Consider the following 21,494-nt stretch of genomic DNA (forward strand, 5'->3'; position numbering starts at 1 on the left):
AAGAGAGTTATATGAAGAAGTTTTTTACATCTTCCTTATGGAAGACCACTATTAGAACAATTAAAGATTCTTTTTCTAGGTACTTAGCTATCATAGCTATGACAGGCCTAAGTGCCATGGTATTTATTGGTCTAGCAGCTGGTGTTCCAAATATGAAAGCTATGCTAGTTGACAGGGTTCAAAGTCATGGTTTTCATGACCTCAAGGTGAATTCTTATACTGGGATAAGGGAGGAAGATAAAAAAATCTTGGAAGCCTTTGAAAAGGCTAAGGTAGAATACAGGTCAAACGAAGTATTTAACCTCAAAGATCAAAACTATTCTGTAAATATCTACCAAGATACAAAAGAAATAGATAAGTTTACTCCTGTTGAAGGAAGACTACCTGAGAATAAAAATGAAATAGCCTTGGATTACGCCTACCTTGAAGACCATGGCAATAAGATTGGTCAAAAAATTTCATTTATAAACAAGGAAAACCTTGATGAAGAAAATATTTTAAGTCAGGAAGAATTTGAAATAGTAGGATATGTAAATTCTGTTGAACACATTTCAAATACAAGAGATTCAGGACTTTCAGCCTCTGACTACTTTGCTGTAGTTACAGTTGATGCCTTAAATAAGAAATATGCAGACACAGCCTTACTTAAAATACCAGCCTTGGCAGACTTTGATATTAGAAGTTTAGATTATAGGCATGAGGAAAGTATTTATTCAGATAAATTGAATGATCTTTTGGAACAAAGACCAAAGGAAGTTGAAAAATCTATCAAAGAAGAAGCTGAAGAAGAAATAAATAAAGGGAAGAAAGAAATCCAAGATGCTAAAGATGAATTAGCTAAGGGCCAAAAAGACCTAGACCAAGCTGATAAAGACTTAACTGAGGCTAAATCAGAACTAGACCAGGCCCAAGTTGATATCAGGGATGGAAAGAAAAAATTAGCTGATGGAGAAGAAAAACTAAAGAATAACATTGCAGCAGCTAGACAAAAGATTGAAGAGGGTCAAAGACAGATAGACCAGGGTCAAAAGGAAATTGACTCTGGCATGAAGAAATACCAAGCTTCCTTGTCTAAGTTTGAAAATGAAATACAAGCAGGAAAAGATAAATTACAAGAAGAAGAAAATAAGATAAATAGTGGCAAGGCTGAACTAGACAAGTCCAAAGACCTATACAATGAGGCCTATACCGACTTCCAAGAAAAAATAAAGAGTGCAGAGGAAGATTTATCAAATAAGAAGGCTGATTTAGACAAGCTTAAGATAGCCCTTGACCAAGCAAAAAAAGACCCTAATTTTGACCAAGATAGGCTTGCACAGATGCAGGCAGAATACAATAAGGGCATGTATATGCTAGAAGCAGGTCAAGAACACTTAGAAGCAGAAAAAAATATGGGCCTTGAAAGATTTGCTGGTGAAAAAGAAAAACTTGACCAAGCTAGTCTTGAAATTGAAAATGGGCTAAATAAACTTGAACAAGCTAAGGAAGAGCTCAATGCAAAAGAAGCTAACTCAAGAGAACAGTTAGATCAAGCAAAGAAAAAACTAGATGAAAGCCAAGTTCAATTAAATGAAAAACAAAAAGAACTAAATGACAATCTAGCAAGGATAGATACAGAAGAGGCTAATGGTAAGGCTGAAATAGCTAGCCAAAGAAAGACCTTGGAAGATGCAGAAGACAAGTACCAAGAAGGTCTTGTTGACTACCAAAACGGATTAAAAGACTATGAAGAAGGCCTTGAAACATTTGAAAAAGAAAAGGCAGAGGCCCTAGAAAAAATAGAAGATGCTGAAAAAGATATAGCAAAGGCAGAAAAGGATATAGAAAAAATAAAGGTTCCTTTATATGAAGTTGAAGGAAAGTATGACAACCAAAGCTTTTATTCAGTCTTATCTCAAGCTGATAGCTTAAGAAACCTAGCTATAATCTTTACAAGTCTATTTTACCTGGTAGCTATCCTAGTTACTCTAACAACCATTCTAAGGATGATAGAAACGGACAGGTTACAAATAGGTACCTTTAAGGCTTTGGGATACTCAAAGGGATCTATACTAAGCAAGTTTATGGTTTATGGATTATCTGCTGGTTTAATCGGTACTCTCTTAGGTATAGTAATTGGTTTTTATATACTAATGCCACCAGTGGTAAATGCTTATTTATCAAGCACCGACCTTAATAATAGTCCTATGATATTTAAATGGCAGTTGGCCCTATTGATATTTGTTATATCAGTAGTTGTCATTGCCTTGACGGTGATTTTATCTGTTTCAAATTCTTTGAAAGAAAAAGCAGCAAACTTGATGAGACCAAAACCACCTAAAAAAGCAGTAAGGACAGTCTTCGAAAAGATTAAATTTATCTGGTCTAGGCTTTCTTTCTTAAATAAGATATCAGTAAGAAATATCATGAGATCCAAGGTCAGATTGTTTATGACAATCTTTGCAGTTGCCGGATCCTTTGGACTTATAGCCATGGCCTTTGGTATATATAAATCCATAGTGAATGTGTCAGACAAGCAATTTGAAGATATATACAAGTATGATTCGCAAATCATCTACAATAAAGATGCAGACGATTATGATGACTTTTTAGCAAGAGTTAAAAAAGATAGTGATGAGACTTTGAATATAATCCAAACTAGTGGGTCTATTAAAAATAAGTCAGACCTTAAAGAAGAAGTTAGTTTTGTAGCAGTTGAAGATACAAATAAACTAAGTGATTTTATAGACTTAAGGTCCAAAAATGGAAAAGTAACCTATAAGCTAGAAGATGGAAAGATAATTATCAATGAAAAATTAGCTGAGATAATGGGACTATCCGAAGGTGATCTATTAGAATTTAAAGATCCAAATGGAAAGTTTAGAAGTCTAGAAATAGGGCAAATCGTTGAACACTACCTGGGTCACAAAATTTATATGACAGAAAACACCTACAAAAAAGAAGTTGATTCCTTACAAGAAAAAAATACTTTATTGGTAAAATTTGAAAATATGGATGAAGACCAAGTAGGTAAATATGATTCAAAAGTAAAAGGATATGACGCTTACTTGACCTACTTAACCAATAAGAGCCTAAAGGCTAACTTGGACGATTTAAGTAATTCCTTGAAGTTGGTTATAGTCTTGGTAGTAGCTTTGTCAGCCTTATTGACCTTTGTTGTATTATATAACCTAACAAATATCAATATATCTGAGAGAGTTAGAGAAATAGCAACCATAAGAGTTCTCGGTTTTAGACCAAAGGAAGTTGCATCCTATGTATTTAAGGAAAACTTTATATTGAGTGCCATAGGCATGTTGTTAGGTATAGGTGTAGCTAAATTTATGCACAATATAATAGTGTATAAACTATCTCCGGGATCAATCTTATTTGACCCTTACTTAAATCCTATATCCTACTTATTGGCAGCGGTTATAATTTCAGTATTTACTATTTTAGTAATACTTGTAGCCAATAGGCACATGAAGAAAATTTCAATGGTTGATGCCCTTAAGGGTGTAGAATAATATAAAAAGGAAGCAGGTAATTGACTAAGGTCAATTACCTGCTTTTTGTTTATATGATTGGGTTCAGGCTTTGATAAGTTTTAAAATCAGAAAGTGGATTTTATACTTATGGATTTTGTAATTTTGTAAGTATAAAAAACAAAAAATGAAATTTATACTTATGGCCGGGTTCTCAAATAAGTTTTAAAATCCAAAATCAAATTTAACACTTACAATTTTTTGATTTCAGTAAGTATAAATCACTAAAATCAATTTTAAAACTTATAATCCTTTTTTTACAAAAAATTCAACTTTCTCGACCCTAAAATCTGTGCAAACTTCCAGCTCTCAAGTCATAAAATACGAGATCAGAAAATATATATAAGTCCTATTTATCCCTAGCCTCATTCAACAAGTCATTTTTCAAGGTCCACAATTTTTCTGAAAGGTCCATCTTGTAGATTTGAGGGGAATCAAATCTCTTGTATTCGTCCCATAGGGTGTCTAATTCTTCCTTAGCATAGGCTCTCACTTCATCTATGCTAGGATTTTCATAGACAAGTTTACCATTCTTATAGATATCTACTAATTGTGGCTTTACATAAAAGTTTTCAAGGGTAGTCCTCTTCCAGGTATGAATTGGATGGAAGATTGTAAGGGGCTTACTTTCATCTATTTCTTCATCTATAAGTGTAATCAAGTCAGCCTTCGCCTTGTTGGTATCTTTATCATAGATTCTGTAGGTTTGTTTTAGGCCAGGTGTAGTAATCTTTTCTACATTTTCTGAAACCTTGATTTTTGGTGTAACTACACCATCTTTTTCTACAGCTACGAGCTTGTAAACTCCACCAAATACAGGTTGTGATTTTGATGTAATAAGTCTTTCACCAACACCGAAGGTGTCTATTTTTCCACCTTGGCTTATAATATCTCTAATTTTAAATTCATCTAATGAATTTGAGGCAGCTATACTTGCCTTTGGCCAACCGGCTTCATCAAGCATTTTTCTTGCTTCTTTGGATAGGTAGGCTAAGTCACCAGAGTCCAACCTGATACCAGGATTTTCTATTCCTAAAGGTTTTAATACTTCATCAAATACTTTTATAGCATTTGGAATGCCTGATTTTAGGGTGTTGTAGGTATCAACTAATAAAATGGCATTGTTTGGATATGTTTGTGTATAGGTTTTGAAGGCTTCGTATTCGCTGTCAAAGGATTGGACCCATGAATGAGCCATTGTTCCTAAGGCAGGTACTCCATATTCAAAGTCTGATAGAGTATTTGCTGACCCTTTAGCTCCAGCTATATAGGCAGCCTTTGCACCTAGGTTAGCAGCATCTGGACCTTGGGCTCTTCTTGAACCAAATTCTAGGACTGTTCTGCCTTGGGCAGCTCTTACTATCCTAGAAGCCTTGGTAGCTATCAAGGATTGGTGGTTAATCAATATTAATAGCATGGTTTCTAAAAGTTGAGCCTGTACAAAGGGTCCTCTAACAGTTAGGATAGGTTGGTTAGGAAAGATGATAGATCCTTCTCTAACTGCTCTGATATCACATTCAAATTTAAAGTTTCTTAAATATTCTATAAATTCTTCTTCAAAGATTCCCTTGTTTGATAAAAATTCTAATTCTTCTTCATCGAATCTAAGGTTTTCTACATATTCAATCACGGAACCCAAACCACCAGCTATTGAGAAAACTGCCCCATCTGGAGCGCTTCTGTAGTAAAGGTCGTAGTGGGCTATGGTGTCCTTGTGACCATTTTTGAAATAGCCATTAGCCATTGTTAATTCGTAAAAGTCCATTAATAGGCTAAGCTTTCTATTTTTATTATCCATTTAATCTCCAATCTTTTATTTAAAAGTTACAGCTTTATTATACCATTATTTTAATAAAGAATGTGATAGTGTTATAATGTAGCTTAGGAGATTTTATGAGAAAATATAAAAGATATAATAAAAAAAGTGAATATTCCTATACCCTAGGTGCTTTTCCAACTATTGAACTTCTGCATAGTGACAAGGAAGTTGAAGCAGTTTTTATAGATGAAAACTATAAGGACAAGGAAAAGTTGATAGATATTTTAAATGAAAAAAATATTTATTATGAAATTTCGGGTAAAACTATTAGAAGGATCACCAACAAGGAAAAGACTTTGGTAATTGGAGCTTTCAAAAAAGAAAGCCAACCAGTTATGAAAAACAAAAACCATGTGGTCTTGCATGAGATTTCAGATATGGGAAATCTTGGTACCATCATGAGGTCTATGTTGGCCTTTGATGTGAAAGATTTAGTTTTAGTGGGTAATGTTGCTGATTATTTTAATCCCAAGGTCATAAGGGCTTCTATGGGAGCATTCTTCAAATTGAGGATCAGTCATTATGAAAGTATGGAAGAATATTTGAAAGACCATAACAATAAGATGTATTTATTTATGCTATCTTTGGATGAAAAAGATAGTATATACCACAAAGAAGTGGAAGAACCATTTGCCCTTGTTATGGGCAATGAGGCCTCAGGCCTACCAAGTGGTTTTGAAAAATATGGAGAAAAAGTTTTTATCCCTCAAAGTGAGGATGTTGACAGTTTAAATTTACCTATAGCAACTTCTATAGGACTTTATGAATTTAGGAGGAAAAGATGAAATTAATAGCTTTTGATGTAGATGGAACCCTGTTAGATACCTTGGATACTATAAACTATCATGTTAATGATACCTTGGTTGACTATGGTTTCAAAGAAGTAAATGATGCGAAATATATGTTGAGTATATTGGGATATGGTTCATATTATTTAATTGAAAAATCTATCCAATATCATGAAAAAGACTATGACAACAAGGAAAAGATTGAAGAAGTCTTACAAGAATACACAAAAAGATATAATGCAAATCCTTCATATCTTACAAAGATCTATCCAGGTTTAGAAGACCTTGTAAGATACCTAAAGGAAAATGACTATCTAGTTGCTGCATATTCCAACAAGCCTGACAAGGTATTAAAACCTTTGATGGTAGATATCTTTGAAGAAGGTCTTTTTGACTATATAGAAGGGCAAAAAGTTGGCGTTCCTTCAAAACCTCATCCACAAGTATTAAACACCATAGTTGAAATGTTTGAAATGGACAAGGACCAGGTTGTTTATGTGGGAGATAGTGATGTCGACGTAGAAACTGCCAAAAATGCTGGAGTAGTTTCCTTAGCAGTAAGCTGGGGCTTTAGAAGTCGTGAATTTTTAGAAAATTTAAGTCCTGATTATTTGGTAGATACAGCAGAAGAAGCAAGGGAAGTAATTGATAAATTAAGAGGCTAAGATGTTAAATTTGCTAATAGATAAGTTAATTGGCTCAAGAGATTTCTCGAAAAAAAGAAATAGAGATAATTTAATAAAGATATCGGGATACCTGTCATTGGCCATTAACATAGTCCTATTTTTTATGAAAATTAGTATAGGATTGCTAGCCTCTTCTATAGCCATCATTTCTGATGCTATCAATAACTTGACTGATAGCTTGAGCTCAGTTGTGACTATTTTGGGTGCGAAATTTGCAGCGAAGCCTGCAGACCATGACCACCCATACGGCCATGGAAGGAGTGAGTATATAGCCTCGATGATTATTGGCATGTTTGTTTTACTTGTAGGTTTTGAATTATTAATAAATTCTGTAAAAAATGTAATAAATCCTAAGGATATAAACACAAGTATTTTTACAATAATCATTCTTATTATATCTATTGGTCTGAAATTTTATATGTACCTATTTAATAATAAGGTTTATAAATTAAGTGATTCACTGCTTAATAAGTCGGTAGCCAAAGACTCCATCAATGATGTCCTAGCCACATCCATAGTCCTTATTTCTAGCCTATTGACCCCTATGTTAAAAATCAACCTAGATGGTATAGTGGGACTCTTGATATCCTTGATAATCATAAAATCGGGTATAGAAATTTTTACAGAAATCGGAAATGTCTTGTTAGGGAAAAAGGTTGACGACAAGATTATAGAAGAAATAGAAGACCTTATTTTAAGTAAAAAATATGTCAGAGGGGTGCATAAAATAGACATCCATGAATATGGAAAAGGAAGAATGTTTGGTTCTTGCCATATGGAAGTTCCAGCAAATATTGATGTTTACTCTATGCACGGCATAGTAGATGAAGTTGAAAATGAAATAAGAGAAAAGTTGGGAATAGATATGAGTATCCATGTTGACCCTAGCTATTTACTAGAAAAAGCTAAATTTAAAAAGATAGAAGATGAAAGTGTCTTAGATGATATTGATAAGTAGGAAGATATGGAAACTAAAGTTTACAAGCAAAAAGATGATAATTTAAAAGAATTAGCAGAAATTTTGAAGGCAGGTGGTCTGGTAGCTATACCTACAGAAACAGTTTATGGTCTAGCTGCAGATGGATTGAATCCAGAAGCTGTAAAAAAAATATTCACTGCTAAAAATAGGCCTATGGATAATCCTTTGATTTTACATATTTTTGAAATAGATCAAATTTATGACCTGGTAGAAAACCTTGACCCAGTTTATGCGGATATTTTATCTAAATTGTGGCCGGGCCCTCTAACAGTTATCTTAAAAAAAAGCTCTCTAATACCAGATGAAGTGAGTGCAGGCCTTGACACGGTTGCCATAAGGATGCCGGACAAAAAACTTACTAGAGACCTTATAAGCCTAGCAGGATCTCCTTTAGCTGCTCCATCAGCTAATATTTCTGGCAGGCCGTCACCAACAAGTGCCAAGGCAGTCTTAGCAGATATGAATGGTAGGATAGAAGCTATATTAGATGGAGGAGACTCTAAAATAGGGATAGAGTCAACGGTTTTAGATTTAAGCGTGTCACCTGTAAAGATTTTAAGGCCGGGTTATTATACCCAAGAGATTTTGGAAGAATATTTTGGACAGGTTGATTTAGACTTAGCTTTGAAAGATAAGGACCAAACTCCAAAGTCACCAGGTCAGAAGTATAAACATTATTCACCAAGGGCTAAAGTTGTAGTTTTTATGGGGGATGATGATAAAGTCGTAAATGAAATAAAAAAAATTAGCCAAGACCAGGAAAATATTGGTATAATGGTTTTTGAAGATCAAGTCCATAAGTTTCCAGAAAGTGAAAAAGTCATAAGTATGGGAAGTAAAGATGATTTAAGTGAGATGGCACATATGCTTTTTGAATCATTTAGAGATATGGATGAAAAACAAGTTGAGACTATCCTAGTCCAAGGAGTTGAAGAAAAAGGCTTTGGACTAAGTATAATGAATCGACTTAATAAGGCGGCCGGTAACAATATAAAATACATAATTTAATATCAGGAGTAGAGCATGGGAAAATTAACAGTATTAGATCATCCTTTAATCAAACACAAATTATCTATTATTAGAGATAAAAATACAGGTACCAACGAATTTAGAAAAGTGGTAACTGAAATTTCTCAACTAATGTGCTATGAAGTTTGTAGAGATTTAGAATTAGAGACCTATGAAATAGAAACACCTATAGAAAAAACTGTGGGCTACAAGTTAGCAGGGAAGAAAATGGGACTAGTGCCTATCTTACGTGCTGGTCTTGGTATGGTTGATGGTATGTTATCTCTTATTCCATCTGCAAAAGTAGGACATATTGGTATGTATAGGGATGAAGAAAGTCTAAAACCTGTACCATATTATGCTAAATTACCTTCTGATGTAGAAGATAGAAAAATATTTGTTTTAGACCCAATGTTAGCAACAGGTGGTTCAGCCATCGATGCTATAAGTGAATTGAAAAAACAAGGTTGCCAAGATATTAGACTTATAAATATAGTTGCAGCTCCTGAAGGTGTAAAGGCTGTTCAAGATGCGCATCCTGATGTAGCTATTTATGTAGCTGCCTTAGATAAGGGCTTAAATGAAGATGCATATATTATCCCAGGTTTAGGAGATGCTGGTGATAGGTTATTTGGAACTAAGTAAAAAAGCAAAAATCTGTTGGAAATTTTATTTTCCAACAGATTTTTTTTGTCTATAATTCTATTATTTCATCAAAGAGGTCTTTATTTTCTTCAATAGTATTTTTATTACCTAAAATAGCTAGGGAAGAGCTATCTAAAATATCTTTTATTTTATTTGCTTGTACTTTTATATAGTCCATATCAGCATTTAAAGCATTTTCTATGTCATTTTCTATTCTTTCAATAGAGTCATTAGAAATATATAAGGACATATCAAGGTTAGACTTCATCTTTTCTGTAAGTGGTGGATCTATCCTACCTACAGCACCTATTATATATGGAAGTAAGTCTTTTTCACTTAAGTTTACATTTTCAATATAGGTCGGTATATTTTTGTATATACCTAAGGTTCTTTCCAAGTTTGGGTCTCTATAGGAGAAGGTAGCAAAATTACCAACATTTCTAGCAACCATACCTGCTCCGTAGGCTCCACCCTTGGCTCTGATTTCTGAATATAAATATTCGTTTGAAACCAGGTTGTTTAATACTATCAACTTAGAATCAAAGTCCATATTTAATTTGTTTCCATAAGAAACATAGTTTACATCAGCAGAGGTTGAGAATCCTTCAGATTTTTTCTTAGATGTGAATTCAAATACTTTTTCTTCATAAATCTTGTTTTCAAAAGATTTAGCTAAAGCTTCTAATTCCTTTAATAATTCTTCATTTTCAAAGGTTGAAGCCACATTTACAAGTAATTTATTTCTTGTAAAGATTTTATTGTAGACTTCTTCAAGTCTTTCTGCAATTTCTGCAGGATCCTTAGCAGCCAAGTCCTTTATAAATAACATATAATCAATACCATTTACATATTCATTATATTTGAAAAATGCTAGGTGGTTTGATGAAGCCCTGGTCATCATTAGAGCATGGGCTGACTGGTATAGGCCGATTTCTTGGTAGGCCTTAATTTCTAAGATAATTTCTTTTAACCTATTCAAGTTGTCAAATTTGGTCTTAGTTAAAATTTCTTTAATTAAGTCACTAGCTTTCTTGATGTTTTCTGTAAATATCTTTGTTGACACCTTAACTTTTTTATAGAAATTGTCATTTTCATAGTTTTTATAGGTATTTATAGATGCTGATACGCCACCAGTTTCCAGGTAAACAGTCTTGTATAAATCGGAATAAGTATAGTTTTCAGTATCCATTTGTCCTAGAACACTAGTCAAAAGATTTGTATACATGATTTCTTCAGGATCAACAATATGTCCAATATCAAATACTAGGTCAATATAGTCTACACCAGCTGTTGGTAAATCATGGCTTAAAATGGTATAAGCATCTTTTGAAATAGCAGTTCTATCAATCCTTGGTAAATGAGTATTTACATCAGATTTTGCAAGTCTTGGAATAGTTGCCTTTTCTTCTTCTGTATTTTCCCTATTTTGGAAGGCTTCCATTTCTTCTCTAGATTTTTCTAAGTCTTCACGCTCAACTTGACTCAAGTTGTTTTTCTTTTCTTCTAGTAAGTCTGCTACTTCTTTGTCTCTCTGTGCATTTAGCCCTTGTTTTGGAATATGGCTAACAATTGACTTGTGTTTAGAATTTAGAATATTATCCTTGATGAAGTTTTCTATTAAATTCAAATCTAGGTTATTTTCAATGTATTGCAAGTCCTTTTCTATATCTATAGCATCGATTGGTGATTGGTCATACAACCATGATTCAAAGGCATTTGTAAAGTAGGCAATACCCTTGGTAGGATAACCCCCCTTTTCTTTCAAGTCGAATTTGTAGCTATTCAATTCAGCTAAAACCAGATCTTTATCTAAACCTTCTTCAACTATTTTTCCAAGCTCTTCTTCTATAATATTCACAAATTCATCCCTGTTTTCTGGATTAATATTTTTAGCAACTAGTGAGAATGAGCATTGGTTGGTATTTTGAGAGGCTGAAAAAATCACATCTAAAAGACCAGATGCCATCAACCTTTGTTTAATGGGTGAGGATTCGTTATTTATTAAAATAGAAGAAACTAAATTTGATAAGATCCTAATTTTTGAATCTTCCGCATCTCCAAGTAGGGTTGTATAGGAAATAAAGGCTTCATTGGCTTTCATTTCTTTTGCAGTATTTAAATAGTTTACTGAATATCTTGTTTCACCAAAGTATTCTTGCTTTTCTAAGTGGGAATCAACATTCCTATATTCATAATTGGTTAGGTACTCTCTGTCAATATAGTCTAAATATTCTTCATAATCCATATTTCCATATAAGAAAATATAAGAATTTGTTGGGTGGTAAAATTCATTGTAATAGTCTAAAAACTCACCATAAGATAGGCTTGGGATTTGATAAGGGTCACCACCAGAATTGAATGCATAGCAAGTATCTGGTTGTAATTCATCATAAATACTTCTATAAACCTGAGATTCTAATGAAGACATAGAACCACGCATTTCATTGTATACAACGCCCTTATAGCTTAGTTTGTCATCTTCTAAATTGTATCTCCAGCCTTCTTGCTTGAAGATTTTCTCATCTTCTTTTACCTTAGGATTGAAAACAGCATCTAGGTAAAGGTCTGTTAGGTTTCTAAAGTCTTGGTCATTTCTAGAAGCAACCGGATAAATAGTTTTGTCTGGATAGGTCATAGCATTTAAAAAAGTATTTAAAGATCCCTTGATCATATCCATAAATGGTTCCCTTGTCCTATATTTCTTTGAACCATTTAAAACAGAGTGTTCAATAATATGGCAAACACCATTTGATGATTTTGGCGGAGTTCTAAAACCTATACCAAAAACTTTGTTGTCATCTTCATTTGGCATGATGAAAACTTTAGCTTTAGTCTTGTTATGTTCTAAAACTAAGGCCTTAGACTGTTCGTTTTCTAAGTATGTTTCTTCTATTAATTTATAATTCTTCATAAAATCCTCCCTGGTATTATATATATTTTAGTAGATAATTATTATAAATACAATATTTTAAAATCTAAGGCAAATGTAAATAAAAGTTAACAATATTGGCAGTTTTTCTAGGTGCTTTTAAGTTATAATAAATATATAAGTATTTGTCTAAATGGTACAGAAAATAGGATTATGCTAAATATTAACTTTAACTTGATATTTCTTGCTTGCTTTGGTATACTATCTCAGTAAATCTCTACTCCATTAAACAGTGGGGTGAAACCGAAGGGAGGCATTAAATGAACAATTATGAAATGATAGTTATTTTAAAGCCTAATTTAGAAGACGAAACAAAGAAAGCTGCTTTACAAAGATTATACGATGCAGTAGAATCTGATGGTAAACTTGGTGAAGTAGACGATTGGGGCGTTAGAAAATTAGCTTATGAAATAAACCATTTAAAAGAAGGTGATTTTGTTTTAGTAAACTTTGAAGCAAATCCTTCACTTGTTAAAGAGTTAGAAAGAAGAGCTCAAATCACTGACTCAATCATTAAATATTTAGTAGTTAAAAAATAATCCTACAGAATAAGGAGGATTTATGAATAACGTAGTATTAATGGGAAGATTAACAAGAGATCCTGAGTTAAGATACGTTCAAACAGGCGGTAATACAGCAGTGGCAAGATTTTCACTAGCTGTGGATAAAAATTTATCTAGAGAAAAAAGACAAGAGATGGAATCAAAGGGTCAACCAACAGCTGACTTTATAAATGTTACAGCTTGGGGCAAACTTGGAGAAACTGTTGCTAAATATTCAGGAAAGGGATTGAGACTTCTTGTAAATGGAAGGATTCAAACCGGTTCATACGAAAAAGATGGTGAAAGAAGATATACAACTGAAGTAGTTGCACAAAGTGTTGAAATTATTGATTGGAAAGATTCAAACAACAATGGATCATTCAACAATTCAAATTCACAAGCATCTTCAGCAGACAATTATCAAGCACCAATTGATGATGATTTTGAGTATTCAGCAGATTTTGATCCAACAGAAGATGAAAGGATTCCATTTTAATTACGAAGGAGAATTAAATGGCAAGAAGATTTAGACAAAGAAAAAAAGTTTGCAGTTTTTGCAAAGACTCAAACAAAAAAATTGATTACAAGGATGTTAACACATTAAAATCATTCATTTCTGAAAGAGGTAAAATCTTACCAAGAAGAGTGACTGGTACATGTGCACAACACCAAAGAGAAGTTGCTAGAGAAATCAAAAAAGCAAGACAAATAGCTATTTTACCATATCAAGTAAACTAGTATAACAAAGACGAGGATGTTTATTCCTCGTCTTTTCTTTATAAATGTATTTTTACTATGCTATAATTTAATATGAGGTGAATATGAGTCAAGCATTGTATAGAAAATATAGACCTAAGGACTTTGACCAAGTTTTAGGCCAAGATAACATAGTCAACATATTAAAAAATCAAATTAAAAATAAAAATATATCACATGCTTATATATTTTCAGGTGGTCGTGGTACAGGGAAGACTTCAACAGCGAAAATTTTTTCAAAGGCTGTTAACTGCTTAAATCCTATTGAAGGAAACCCATGTAATGAATGTGCAAACTGCCTATCCATTTTAGAAGAAAGAACCATGGATATAGTTGAGATGGATGCTGCTTCTAACAGAAGGATAGATGATATTAGGCAATTGAGAGACCAGGTTATATATCCACCTAGCAATTTAAAATACAAGGTATATATAATCGACGAAGCTCACATGATTACCAATGAAGGTTTTAACGCTCTTTTGAAAATTATGGAAGAGCCACCAAAGCACCTTATATTTATTTTAGCTACTACAGAAATTGACAAGATTCCAGACACTATACTATCTAGGACACAAAGGTTTGAATTCAAATCTATTTCTGAAAGAGATATAAGCAAGCAAATAAATTTAGTTTTAGACCAAGAAGATGTCAAGCTAGAAGATAGGGCCGTTGACATCATAGCAAATGCGGCTTCAGGAGCTATGAGGGATGGTTTATCAATATTAGACCAAGTCATATCAATAGGTAAAAAAGAAATTTTAGCATCTGATGTTTATGACCTTCTAGGAATATTTTCTGACCAGGTAAAGATAAATTATGCACAAGCTATATTTAATAAAAATATTGAATCCTTACTAAGGATAATAGATGAGGAATTAGACAAGGGAAAAAATCCAAATAACTTTATCAAGGAAATAATAAGCTTCTTTAAGGACTTAATTTATGTAAAATTAAATATTAAAAGCTATGATTTTAATGGTTTAGTTGAAAATATTAGTTTAGAACAAATTATCAATTCTTTAGATATTCTTTTAGAATATGAAGACATGATGAAAAAATCAGACAATCCGGACTTGCTATTTAAGCTAGCCTCAGTTAGGTTGGTAGACTATATGCCAAGACTAAGTTTAGAAGAAAAAGTTAAAAACTTAGAAGAAAGAATAGCTTATTTAGAAGGAAATGGATCATTAGGCGGTAATAGAAGCAATATTGAAAATAGAGATACTTTGAGAAGTCCTAAGCATGAGAAAAGTGAAGCTATACAAATAAATGAAGAAGGATCTTTCTTGGATGCTAGTGAAGATGAGGAAGAAATTCCTATTGAAAAGCAAAAAGAACAAGCTTTAGATCATTCTAATGAACAAACAGATTCTTCAGTAGAAGACTCATCAGATATAGGGGAAAGGTATTTATTTATCTTGTCTGGAAACTACCCACAGACTAAACCTTTACTAAAAGGGATAAAGAAAATTAATTTAAGAGAGAATCAAATAGATTTACAGGTAGACCAAAAAGAATATAGGATGATTTCAGCAATGAAAATATTCTTTGAAAGTGCAGGTCGAGACTTATCCAATGAAATGGGTAAGGAATATAAGGTAAATATTGTTTTAAGCAAAGGAACCCCAGAAGAAACAGTCGAAAAAGATAAAAAAATAGATGAATTAAGTGATTTCTTTGATGGAAATATAAATATTATAAATAAAAAATAAGGAGATTTATATGGCAAGAAGAGGTGGATTTGGCGGAGCAAACATGGGCCAAATGATGAAACAAGTACAAAAAATGCAAGCAGACATGCAAAAGGCGCAAGCTGAAATAGAAGCAACAACCATAAATGCATCTTCAGGTGGAGGTATGGTTGAAGTTGAAATGAATGGTAAAAAAGAAGTTTTATCCATTAAAATTGATGAAGATGCAGTCGATCCAGAAGATGTGGAAATGTTAGAGGATATGGTTTTAACAGCAGTGAATGATGCTATCAAGCAAGTTGAAGAATTAACAGAATCCAAAATGGGTAAATTCACTGGCGGTATGCCTGGTTTATTCTAATAAATAGGAAGAGGAATAATGAAGGAATATCCTGAATCCATTGAAGAGTTAATTGAAAACCTTAGAAAATTACCCTCAGTGGGAAGAAAATCTGCTCAGAGGATGGCCTTACATGTAGTAAATATGGACAAAAATAATATTGAATCTATAATTAAAGCCTTCCAAGATGTGAAAGATAAGATAAAAAAATGCCAAATATGTGGCAATTTTACTGAAGATAGCATATGTCAAATATGTAAAGATAGTAACAGGGACAAGTCAACCATATGCGTTGTTGAAGATGTTACCAATCTTATAACAATTGAAAAATCAAATTCTTTTAACGGGACCTACCATGTTTTAAATGGATTGATAAATCCTGGTGCAGCCATCTCAAACGATACAAGTGATATAGATAGGTTGGTTGATAGGATAAAAAATGAGGATATAAAAGAATTAATTTTTGCCATTTCACCTACTTTAGAAGGAGAAACAACCATGTTGTTTATAAGGGAATTGGTAAAAAACAAAGATGTTAAAATCACTAGAATAGCTAGTGGAATACCAATAGGTGGTAACCTTGAATACTTCGACGAGTTGACATTAAGCAAGGCCTTAGAAGATAGGAGAGACCTTGGATAGGTTTGTAGCTATCTTATGCAAACCTTGACAAAGTAATAGTATATGTTATCATAATATTGTTAAAGATTTGTTTTACATACAAATCAAAATAATTAGGAGGATTAATAATGAAAAAATTATTAAGTTTATTATTAGCTTTAGTTTTAGTATTTTCATTAGTTGCATGTTCAGATAAGGGAACAGAAACTAAGAGTGAAACAAAAACTGAAACTGCAGGCGAAGCAGGAAAAGAAACTGCAAAAGAAGCAGAAACAAGTGCAGCTATTGAAAAAATTGCTTTAGGTACAAGTGTATCATTAAAAAGTAGTAAAGACTCAACTGCACAAAAAGACGTTACAATTGCAGCTTTAGCTTTAGACGCTGAAGGTAAAATTGTAAAAGCACATATTGATGTTGCTCAAAGTAAATTTAAAGTTAAAGAAGATGGAACTTTTGAAGTAGCACCAGAATCAGCAGAATTCAAAACAAAACACGAATTAAAAGATGACTATGGTATGAAAAAAGCTTCAGGCATCGAAAAAGAATGGTTTGAACAAGCTAAAGGATTCGAAGATTACATAATTGGTAAGACAATTGATGAAGTAGTTGCTATCGAAACAAAACCTTCAGAAGATGGATCGCATCCAAATGTACCAGCAGAAGCAGACTTATTAGCTACAACAACAATTGACATTGGATCATTCCAAAAAGCAGTTGCTGATGCAGCAAACCACACAAAAGAAGCTAAGGGAGCAGAAAAATTAGGTCTAGCTGTTAAAACAGCTTTAGGTCACGGCACAACTCCAGCTCAAGATGGTAAGAGTGCAAATGTACAATTTGAATCAAACATTTCAGTTACAGCTTTAGATAAAGATGGTAAAGTAGTTGCTGCTTTAATCGATACAGCACAAAACTCAGTACCATTTGGTGAAGACCACAAAGTTTCTTCAGAATTAAAAGCTGAAGGTACAACAAAGAAAAAACTTGGTGCAGAATATGGAATGAAAGAAACATCAGCTAAGATCGGTAAGATTAAAGATGGTGGAGAATGGTTCGAACAAGTTGAAGGTCTAGAAAACCACTTAGTTGGAAAAACTAAAGATGAAATTTCAAGCATTGAATTAGCAGAAGGTAAACCAGCAGAAGGTACAGACCTAGTTGCAACAACAACAATTACAATTACAGACTTACAAGAAGCAACAGTAAAATCATTTGATAATGTAAAATAATTTTATTGAATAAAAAATTCCAAGAAGGGCTCAATGAGCTCTTCTTTTTGTGTAATTTATTTTTTATAGTATAATGTTATAGTTACAGAAAGATAGGAGTAGCTATGAAAAAAATATTATTATTCTTAAGTTTAGTTTTTGTTTTTACAGGATGTTCAAGTAAAAAAGAAAAACATACTAATACTTTTTACGATACTTTTGATACACAAATAATTTATTTAGAATATACAAAAACAGAAAAAGAGTATGAAGAAAATTATAATTTTGTAAAAGATGAATTTACAAGACTTCATAAACTATACGATAATTACAGAAAATATGAGGGTGTGACCAATATAAGCACAGTAAATGAACAAGCTGGAAAAGAAGCTGTAGTGGTTGATAAAGACCTATTCAACCTTGTTAAGTTTGCTATTAATAACTATGAAAAAAGTTTAGGTTATACCAATATAGCCATGGGGTCTGTGCTTGATATCTGGCATGATGTAAGAGAAAAAAATAAAGAGCTTGAAGAATCTGAAAGAACATTACCAAATAGAGCAGACTTAGATGAAGCCAATAAGCATTCAGATATAAATAATATAGTTTTAAATGAAGAGGATTCATCAATTTATATAAAAGACCCAAAGACTCAAATAGACTTAGGTGCTGTAGCCAAGGGTTATGCAGTTGAACTTATAGCTCAAAAACTTGAGGAAAAGGGTGTTGAAAATGGCTCTATAAATGCTGGTGGAAATGTCAGAACTATTGGAAAGCCAGGTGATGGAAGAGAAACTTGGGGAGTGGCCTTACAAAATCCAAATTTGGAAGCAAAAGGATTTTTAGATGTTTTATATATAGAAGGTAGCAAGTCTGTAGTTACAAGTGGTGACTATCAAAGATTTTTTACTTACAAAGGTAAAAATTACCACCATTTAATAAATCCATATGAATTAGAACCTACAGAAAATTATAGGGCTGTAACAGTAGTTACAAAAGATTCAGGCCTAGCAGATTTACTATCTACAGCATTCTTCCTAGCAAAACCAGAAGAGTACGACCAATTAATCGAAAACTATAAAGACCAAGATATTGGATTAATTTGGGCTAACGAGACAATTGAAAAGAACACAGATAATATGAATGAAATAATGGCATCAAAGGGTGCTAAAAGTAGATAAATAGATTGAAAAGCGAAGATTTATTCTTCGCTTTTTTTAATCTAAAAAATCTTTGTAATTGTGTAAAAGGTTATTAGTCAACTTTAATACAGCTGATCTTGTAATCATCCCCTTATAAATCCCGTTATCATCTACTACATTTATAAAATTATAATTTATTAACAACTTAAATATCTCTTCAAGATCAAAATCTTCTCTAACAATTGCATAATGAGTATCTAAATGATCTCCAACAATTTCTGTTTCCAAAACTTCCATAGTAAAATTATCTAAGTCTAAAGACTTGTAAATTTTATTAATGGAAATTAAACCTATGAATTTTTTGTCATAATTTAAAACGGGAATAGACATATAATTTGATTCTTTTAAAACTAAAATGGCGTGAGCTAGGCTGTTATTATAAAACACCATAGATATATTATTATTTTTTGTGACGATACTAGATGTATTGTTTAAAAAGTAATCACTAATCTTTTTTTCTATCATGGATTCCTCCTAATGAAGTATATTAATAATTATATATCAAGTTAATGTGAAAATAAAATGAAGAAATACTAATAATATACTTGTAAAAGTTACATTTTAATTACAAACTATGTTATAATTTAACTATCGAATAAATAAATTAGGGAGAAGGAGAATGAATACAAGTAAAGCAAATATAAAATTAATAGTAGTTATTTTATTATTAGCAATTTTATTACCATTATTTGCTACTGTTTCTGGAGCTTATGCCAATATTGGTAGGACAGAACTAGAAAATCATGCAAATAAATATGGGTATGCTGTAGATACATCTAATTCTACTGTTAAATTAGAAAATACAGTAAATGGATATATAACAGCAGAGAATGCAGAAAAGAAGCAAAATCCAAAAACTAGATACACTGCAGGATCATATTATGTATATAAGTTATCAGGGAAGGCTGCAAACTTATCCAAAAAGCAAGGACAAGCGGGTTCATGGATAAATGTTGATGATTTAGCTAAAGCTGATACAAAGGCTCAGGGAGTTATTTCCGGTGATAAAGTAACAATCAATAATGATATTAAGGTTTATACAACTGCGAAAAATGCCTTAGAAGCAAAATCAGCTACAAAAAGCTATCAAGCAGGTACATACTATATCTACAAAAGAAGTGGTAATGCGATAAACATAGCTAAGAAAGCTGGAACTAGCGGTGGATGGATAGATGCAAGAAACTTAGAAGTAGAAGAAAATAAACCAAGTCCAAATCCTTCAGATAATACAAAAAACGATGAAAAAGTAGTATTATCAAAAACAGTTGATGTTTATATGAATGGGCAAGATGCAAAAAACAAGAAAAATCCTGTTAAAACATATCCATCAGGCACATATTATGTATTTAACAGAGTAAGTGGAGCGGTTAATGTTTCAAGAGTTAAAGGACAAGCTGGAGCTTGGGTAAACCTAGAATCTATAAATGATTCAAAGGTTGAAACACCAAAACCAACTAAACCAGCACCTAAACCAGAAGAATCTAAGCCAAGTCCATCTGTACCAAAAGAATCTAACAATAAGTCTTTAGCTAAAGGTTCAGCAGTAACCTTAAAATCAACAACTAAAGTATATTTAAATGCTGATAATGCTAAACTAGAAAGAAATTCAGTAAAAACTTATGCAGCGGGCACATATTACATCTTTAACACTACTAAAGATGCTATAAATATATCTAAAACAAAAAACAGCCCAGGCGCATGGATTAATATAAAAAACTTAAATACAGAATCAGCACCAACACCAACACCAACACCATCTAAACCAGTAGATTCACCAGAGGTAAACACAAACTCTTTAACAATAGTTAATGGTATGGTCAATCTACCATATGATGTTCCTGTATATAGAACATCTTACAATGCATTAAAAGGTGTAGGTAATGTAGGTACATTTAAAGCAGGACAATATTATGTGTTTAATACAAATGGTAATGCTGTAAATATAACAAAAGTTAAGGGTGTACCTGGAGGATGGATAAGTGCAACAATAGCACCAAAAGCGTCAGATATAGAAAAACCAGGTGATAATTCTGTAGATGTGAAACCAGAAAATGGAAATAATTCTAGTTTTGTGATGGTATTAGATCCAGGTCATGGTGGTGGTGCAGCTCACAATAGAGGTGGCCTATTATTTAATGAAGGTGATCAAAACTATAAATTTGCTTTAGAAATTCAAAAAGCAGCAAGTAAATACCAAAATGTTACTACACAAATTACTAGGAGAAATATAAATGAAGATCCTAGTTTAAGTGATAGGGCAAAAGCAGGTAACAATTCTGACTTATACCTATCTGTACACTCTAATGCTTCATCAAGTAGTTCTACTAGAGGTGTTGAAATGTACGGATCTGTAGATAACAAATCCCAAGCATTTGCTGACGACTTAACAAAGGAAATCTCAAAGATGCTATCCACACCAAACAGAGGTGTTAGATATAGAGACTATGACTCAGGAAATATTACAAAAACAAAACCTGCTAGTGGTAAAGACTATTATGGAGTTTTAAGAGGAAATGGTTCTAAGGAAAAATATATAGTAGAAACTGTTTTCCATACAAATTACCAAGATTCAAAAGTTTACCTTGAAAAACAAGAAGCTCTTGCTGAAATGTTTATGAAAGTAGTAGCAAGACATTATAATTTGAGGTTAAAATAAAAAACTTAAGTAAAATAAATAAGACAAAGGAGCATTCAAAAGAATGTTCCTTTTATTTTTACCAAAATATCAAGTTTATCTTGAATAGTGGAAAAATATG

18 protein-coding genes are annotated in these 21,494 nt (G+C 32.5%); 15 read left to right on the forward strand and 3 right to left on the reverse strand.

The annotated features are described in order from the left end of the window. Positions 1–11 precede the first annotated feature (11 nt). Positions 12–3,506 (forward strand): ABC transporter permease, encoded by a 3,495-nt coding sequence (locus tag C4Q29_RS05310; protein WP_103981778.1) that lies wholly within the window; start codon positions 12–14, stop codon positions 3,504–3,506. A 367-nt stretch (positions 3,507–3,873) separates the two neighbouring features. Here C4Q29_RS05310 and C4Q29_RS05315 read toward each other — a convergent pair whose 3' ends face one another. Then, a complete protein-coding gene (locus C4Q29_RS05315) occupies positions 3,874–5,322 on the reverse strand; it encodes a nicotinate phosphoribosyltransferase (protein ID WP_103981779.1) in 1,449 nt (482 codons plus the stop codon). 95 nt (positions 5,323–5,417) lie between these two features. On the opposite strand from C4Q29_RS05315, the gene C4Q29_RS05320 reads away from it, so the two are divergent. From C4Q29_RS05320 to upp, 5 genes are read left to right on the forward strand one after another with little or no spacing between them, the layout of a single operon-like run. After that, on the forward strand, positions 5,418–6,128 hold the full coding sequence (locus tag C4Q29_RS05320; RefSeq protein WP_103981780.1) for a TrmH family RNA methyltransferase: 711 nt from the start codon (positions 5,418–5,420) through the stop codon (positions 6,126–6,128). Beyond that, complete coding sequence (locus tag C4Q29_RS05325) at positions 6,125–6,796, forward strand: HAD family hydrolase (protein WP_103981781.1); 672 nt, start codon at positions 6,125–6,127, stop codon at positions 6,794–6,796. The genes C4Q29_RS05320 and C4Q29_RS05325 overlap by 4 nt, the downstream gene beginning before the upstream one ends. 1 nt (position 6,797) lies before the next feature. Beyond that, complete coding sequence (locus C4Q29_RS05330) at positions 6,798–7,775, forward strand: cation diffusion facilitator family transporter (RefSeq protein ID WP_103981782.1); 978 nt, start codon at positions 6,798–6,800, stop codon at positions 7,773–7,775. A 6-nt stretch (positions 7,776–7,781) separates the two neighbouring features. Beyond that, complete coding sequence (locus C4Q29_RS05335) at positions 7,782–8,804, forward strand: L-threonylcarbamoyladenylate synthase (protein ID WP_103981783.1); 1,023 nt, start codon at positions 7,782–7,784, stop codon at positions 8,802–8,804. A 15-nt stretch (positions 8,805–8,819) separates the two neighbouring features. Continuing rightward, positions 8,820–9,449, forward strand: coding sequence for a uracil phosphoribosyltransferase (gene upp, locus C4Q29_RS05340; RefSeq protein ID WP_103981784.1), 630 nt, complete (start codon positions 8,820–8,822; stop codon positions 9,447–9,449). Between the two features lie 49 nt (positions 9,450–9,498). On the opposite strand, the gene C4Q29_RS05345 is transcribed toward upp, so the two are convergent. Continuing rightward, a complete protein-coding gene (locus C4Q29_RS05345) occupies positions 9,499–12,360 on the reverse strand; it encodes an insulinase family protein (RefSeq protein ID WP_103981785.1) in 2,862 nt (953 codons plus the stop codon). 278 nt (positions 12,361–12,638) lie between these two features. On the opposite strand from C4Q29_RS05345, the gene rpsF reads away from it, so the two are divergent. The 8 genes from rpsF to C4Q29_RS05385 all read left to right on the forward strand — a co-directional run bounded on the left by rpsF (position 12,639) and on the right by C4Q29_RS05385 (position 18,717). Beyond that, positions 12,639–12,917, forward strand: a complete 279-nt coding sequence (gene rpsF / locus C4Q29_RS05350) for a 30S ribosomal protein S6 (RefSeq protein ID WP_103981786.1) — start codon at positions 12,639–12,641, stop codon at positions 12,915–12,917. A 22-nt stretch (positions 12,918–12,939) separates the two neighbouring features. After that, entirely contained in the window at positions 12,940–13,416 is a 477-nt protein-coding gene (locus C4Q29_RS05355) for a single-stranded DNA-binding protein (protein WP_103981787.1), read from the forward strand. 17 nt (positions 13,417–13,433) lie between these two features. Next, positions 13,434–13,658 carry a 30S ribosomal protein S18 gene (gene rpsR / locus C4Q29_RS05360; RefSeq protein WP_103981788.1) on the forward strand — a complete coding sequence of 75 codons (225 nt, stop codon included), beginning with the start codon at positions 13,434–13,436 and terminating at the stop codon, positions 13,656–13,658. An 83-nt stretch (positions 13,659–13,741) separates the two neighbouring features. After that, entirely contained in the window at positions 13,742–15,388 is a 1,647-nt protein-coding gene (gene dnaX, locus C4Q29_RS05365; protein WP_103981789.1) for a DNA polymerase III subunit gamma/tau, read from the forward strand. A 10-nt stretch (positions 15,389–15,398) separates the two neighbouring features. Beyond that, positions 15,399–15,728: a YbaB/EbfC family nucleoid-associated protein gene (locus tag C4Q29_RS05370; RefSeq protein ID WP_103981790.1), complete on the forward strand. Its 330-nt coding sequence runs from the start codon at positions 15,399–15,401 to the stop codon at positions 15,726–15,728. Positions 15,729–15,746: 18 nt separating this feature from the next. Beyond that, entirely contained in the window at positions 15,747–16,349 is a 603-nt protein-coding gene (gene recR, locus C4Q29_RS05375; protein WP_103981791.1) for a recombination mediator RecR, read from the forward strand. Between the two features lie 107 nt (positions 16,350–16,456). Further along, the gene (locus C4Q29_RS05380) at positions 16,457–17,557 is read left to right on the forward strand and encodes a hypothetical protein (protein WP_103981792.1); all 1,101 of its coding nucleotides are present in this window, start codon (positions 16,457–16,459) and stop codon (positions 17,555–17,557) included. Between the two features lie 104 nt (positions 17,558–17,661). Next, positions 17,662–18,717, forward strand: coding sequence for an FAD:protein FMN transferase (locus C4Q29_RS05385; protein ID WP_103981793.1), 1,056 nt, complete (start codon positions 17,662–17,664; stop codon positions 18,715–18,717). Positions 18,718–18,753: 36 nt separating this feature from the next. Here C4Q29_RS05385 and cbpB read toward each other — a convergent pair whose 3' ends face one another. Beyond that, positions 18,754–19,203, reverse strand: a complete 450-nt coding sequence (cbpB, locus tag C4Q29_RS05390) for a cyclic-di-AMP-binding protein CbpB (protein ID WP_103981794.1) — start codon at positions 19,201–19,203, stop codon at positions 18,754–18,756. A 154-nt stretch (positions 19,204–19,357) separates the two neighbouring features. Between cbpB and C4Q29_RS05395 the strand changes: the two genes are divergently transcribed. After that, positions 19,358–21,394 carry an N-acetylmuramoyl-L-alanine amidase family protein gene (locus C4Q29_RS05395; RefSeq protein ID WP_103981795.1) on the forward strand — a complete coding sequence of 679 codons (2,037 nt, stop codon included), beginning with the start codon at positions 19,358–19,360 and terminating at the stop codon, positions 21,392–21,394. Positions 21,395–21,494 lie beyond the last annotated feature (100 nt).

Origin of the sequence: Helcococcus massiliensis (assembly GCF_900258485.1) — a bacterium.
GTDB classification, from domain to species: domain Bacteria; phylum Bacillota; class Clostridia; order Tissierellales; family Peptoniphilaceae; genus Helcococcus; species Helcococcus massiliensis.

Excerpts from the sequence above, each read along its gene's own strand:
- C4Q29_RS05395 (WP_103981795.1), top strand. The coding sequence starts at position 19,358 with ATGAATACAAGTAAAGCAAATATAAAATTAATAGTAGTTATTTTATTA.
- C4Q29_RS05310 (WP_103981778.1), top strand. The coding sequence starts at position 12 with ATGAAGAAGTTTTTTACATCTTCCTTATGGAAGACCACTATTAGAACA.
- C4Q29_RS05380 (WP_103981792.1), top strand. The coding sequence starts at position 16,457 with ATGAAAAAATTATTAAGTTTATTATTAGCTTTAGTTTTAGTATTTTCA.
- C4Q29_RS05330 (WP_103981782.1), top strand. The coding sequence starts at position 6,798 with ATGTTAAATTTGCTAATAGATAAGTTAATTGGCTCAAGAGATTTCTCG.
- rpsR (WP_103981788.1), top strand. The coding sequence starts at position 13,434 with ATGGCAAGAAGATTTAGACAAAGAAAAAAAGTTTGCAGTTTTTGCAAA.
- C4Q29_RS05345 (WP_103981785.1), bottom strand. The coding sequence starts at position 12,360 with ATGAAGAATTATAAATTAATAGAAGAAACATACTTAGAAAACGAACAG.
- upp (WP_103981784.1), top strand. The coding sequence starts at position 8,820 with ATGGGAAAATTAACAGTATTAGATCATCCTTTAATCAAACACAAATTA.
- C4Q29_RS05355 (WP_103981787.1), top strand. The coding sequence starts at position 12,940 with ATGAATAACGTAGTATTAATGGGAAGATTAACAAGAGATCCTGAGTTA.
- dnaX (WP_103981789.1), top strand. The coding sequence starts at position 13,742 with ATGAGTCAAGCATTGTATAGAAAATATAGACCTAAGGACTTTGACCAA.
- C4Q29_RS05320 (WP_103981780.1), top strand. The coding sequence starts at position 5,418 with ATGAGAAAATATAAAAGATATAATAAAAAAAGTGAATATTCCTATACC.
- C4Q29_RS05315 (WP_103981779.1), bottom strand. The coding sequence starts at position 5,322 with ATGGATAATAAAAATAGAAAGCTTAGCCTATTAATGGACTTTTACGAA.
- rpsF (WP_103981786.1), top strand. The coding sequence starts at position 12,639 with ATGAACAATTATGAAATGATAGTTATTTTAAAGCCTAATTTAGAAGAC.
- C4Q29_RS05335 (WP_103981783.1), top strand. The coding sequence starts at position 7,782 with ATGGAAACTAAAGTTTACAAGCAAAAAGATGATAATTTAAAAGAATTA.
- C4Q29_RS05370 (WP_103981790.1), top strand. The coding sequence starts at position 15,399 with ATGGCAAGAAGAGGTGGATTTGGCGGAGCAAACATGGGCCAAATGATG.
- cbpB (WP_103981794.1), bottom strand. The coding sequence starts at position 19,203 with ATGATAGAAAAAAAGATTAGTGATTACTTTTTAAACAATACATCTAGT.
- C4Q29_RS05385 (WP_103981793.1), top strand. The coding sequence starts at position 17,662 with ATGAAAAAAATATTATTATTCTTAAGTTTAGTTTTTGTTTTTACAGGA.
- C4Q29_RS05325 (WP_103981781.1), top strand. The coding sequence starts at position 6,125 with ATGAAATTAATAGCTTTTGATGTAGATGGAACCCTGTTAGATACCTTG.
- recR (WP_103981791.1), top strand. The coding sequence starts at position 15,747 with ATGAAGGAATATCCTGAATCCATTGAAGAGTTAATTGAAAACCTTAGA.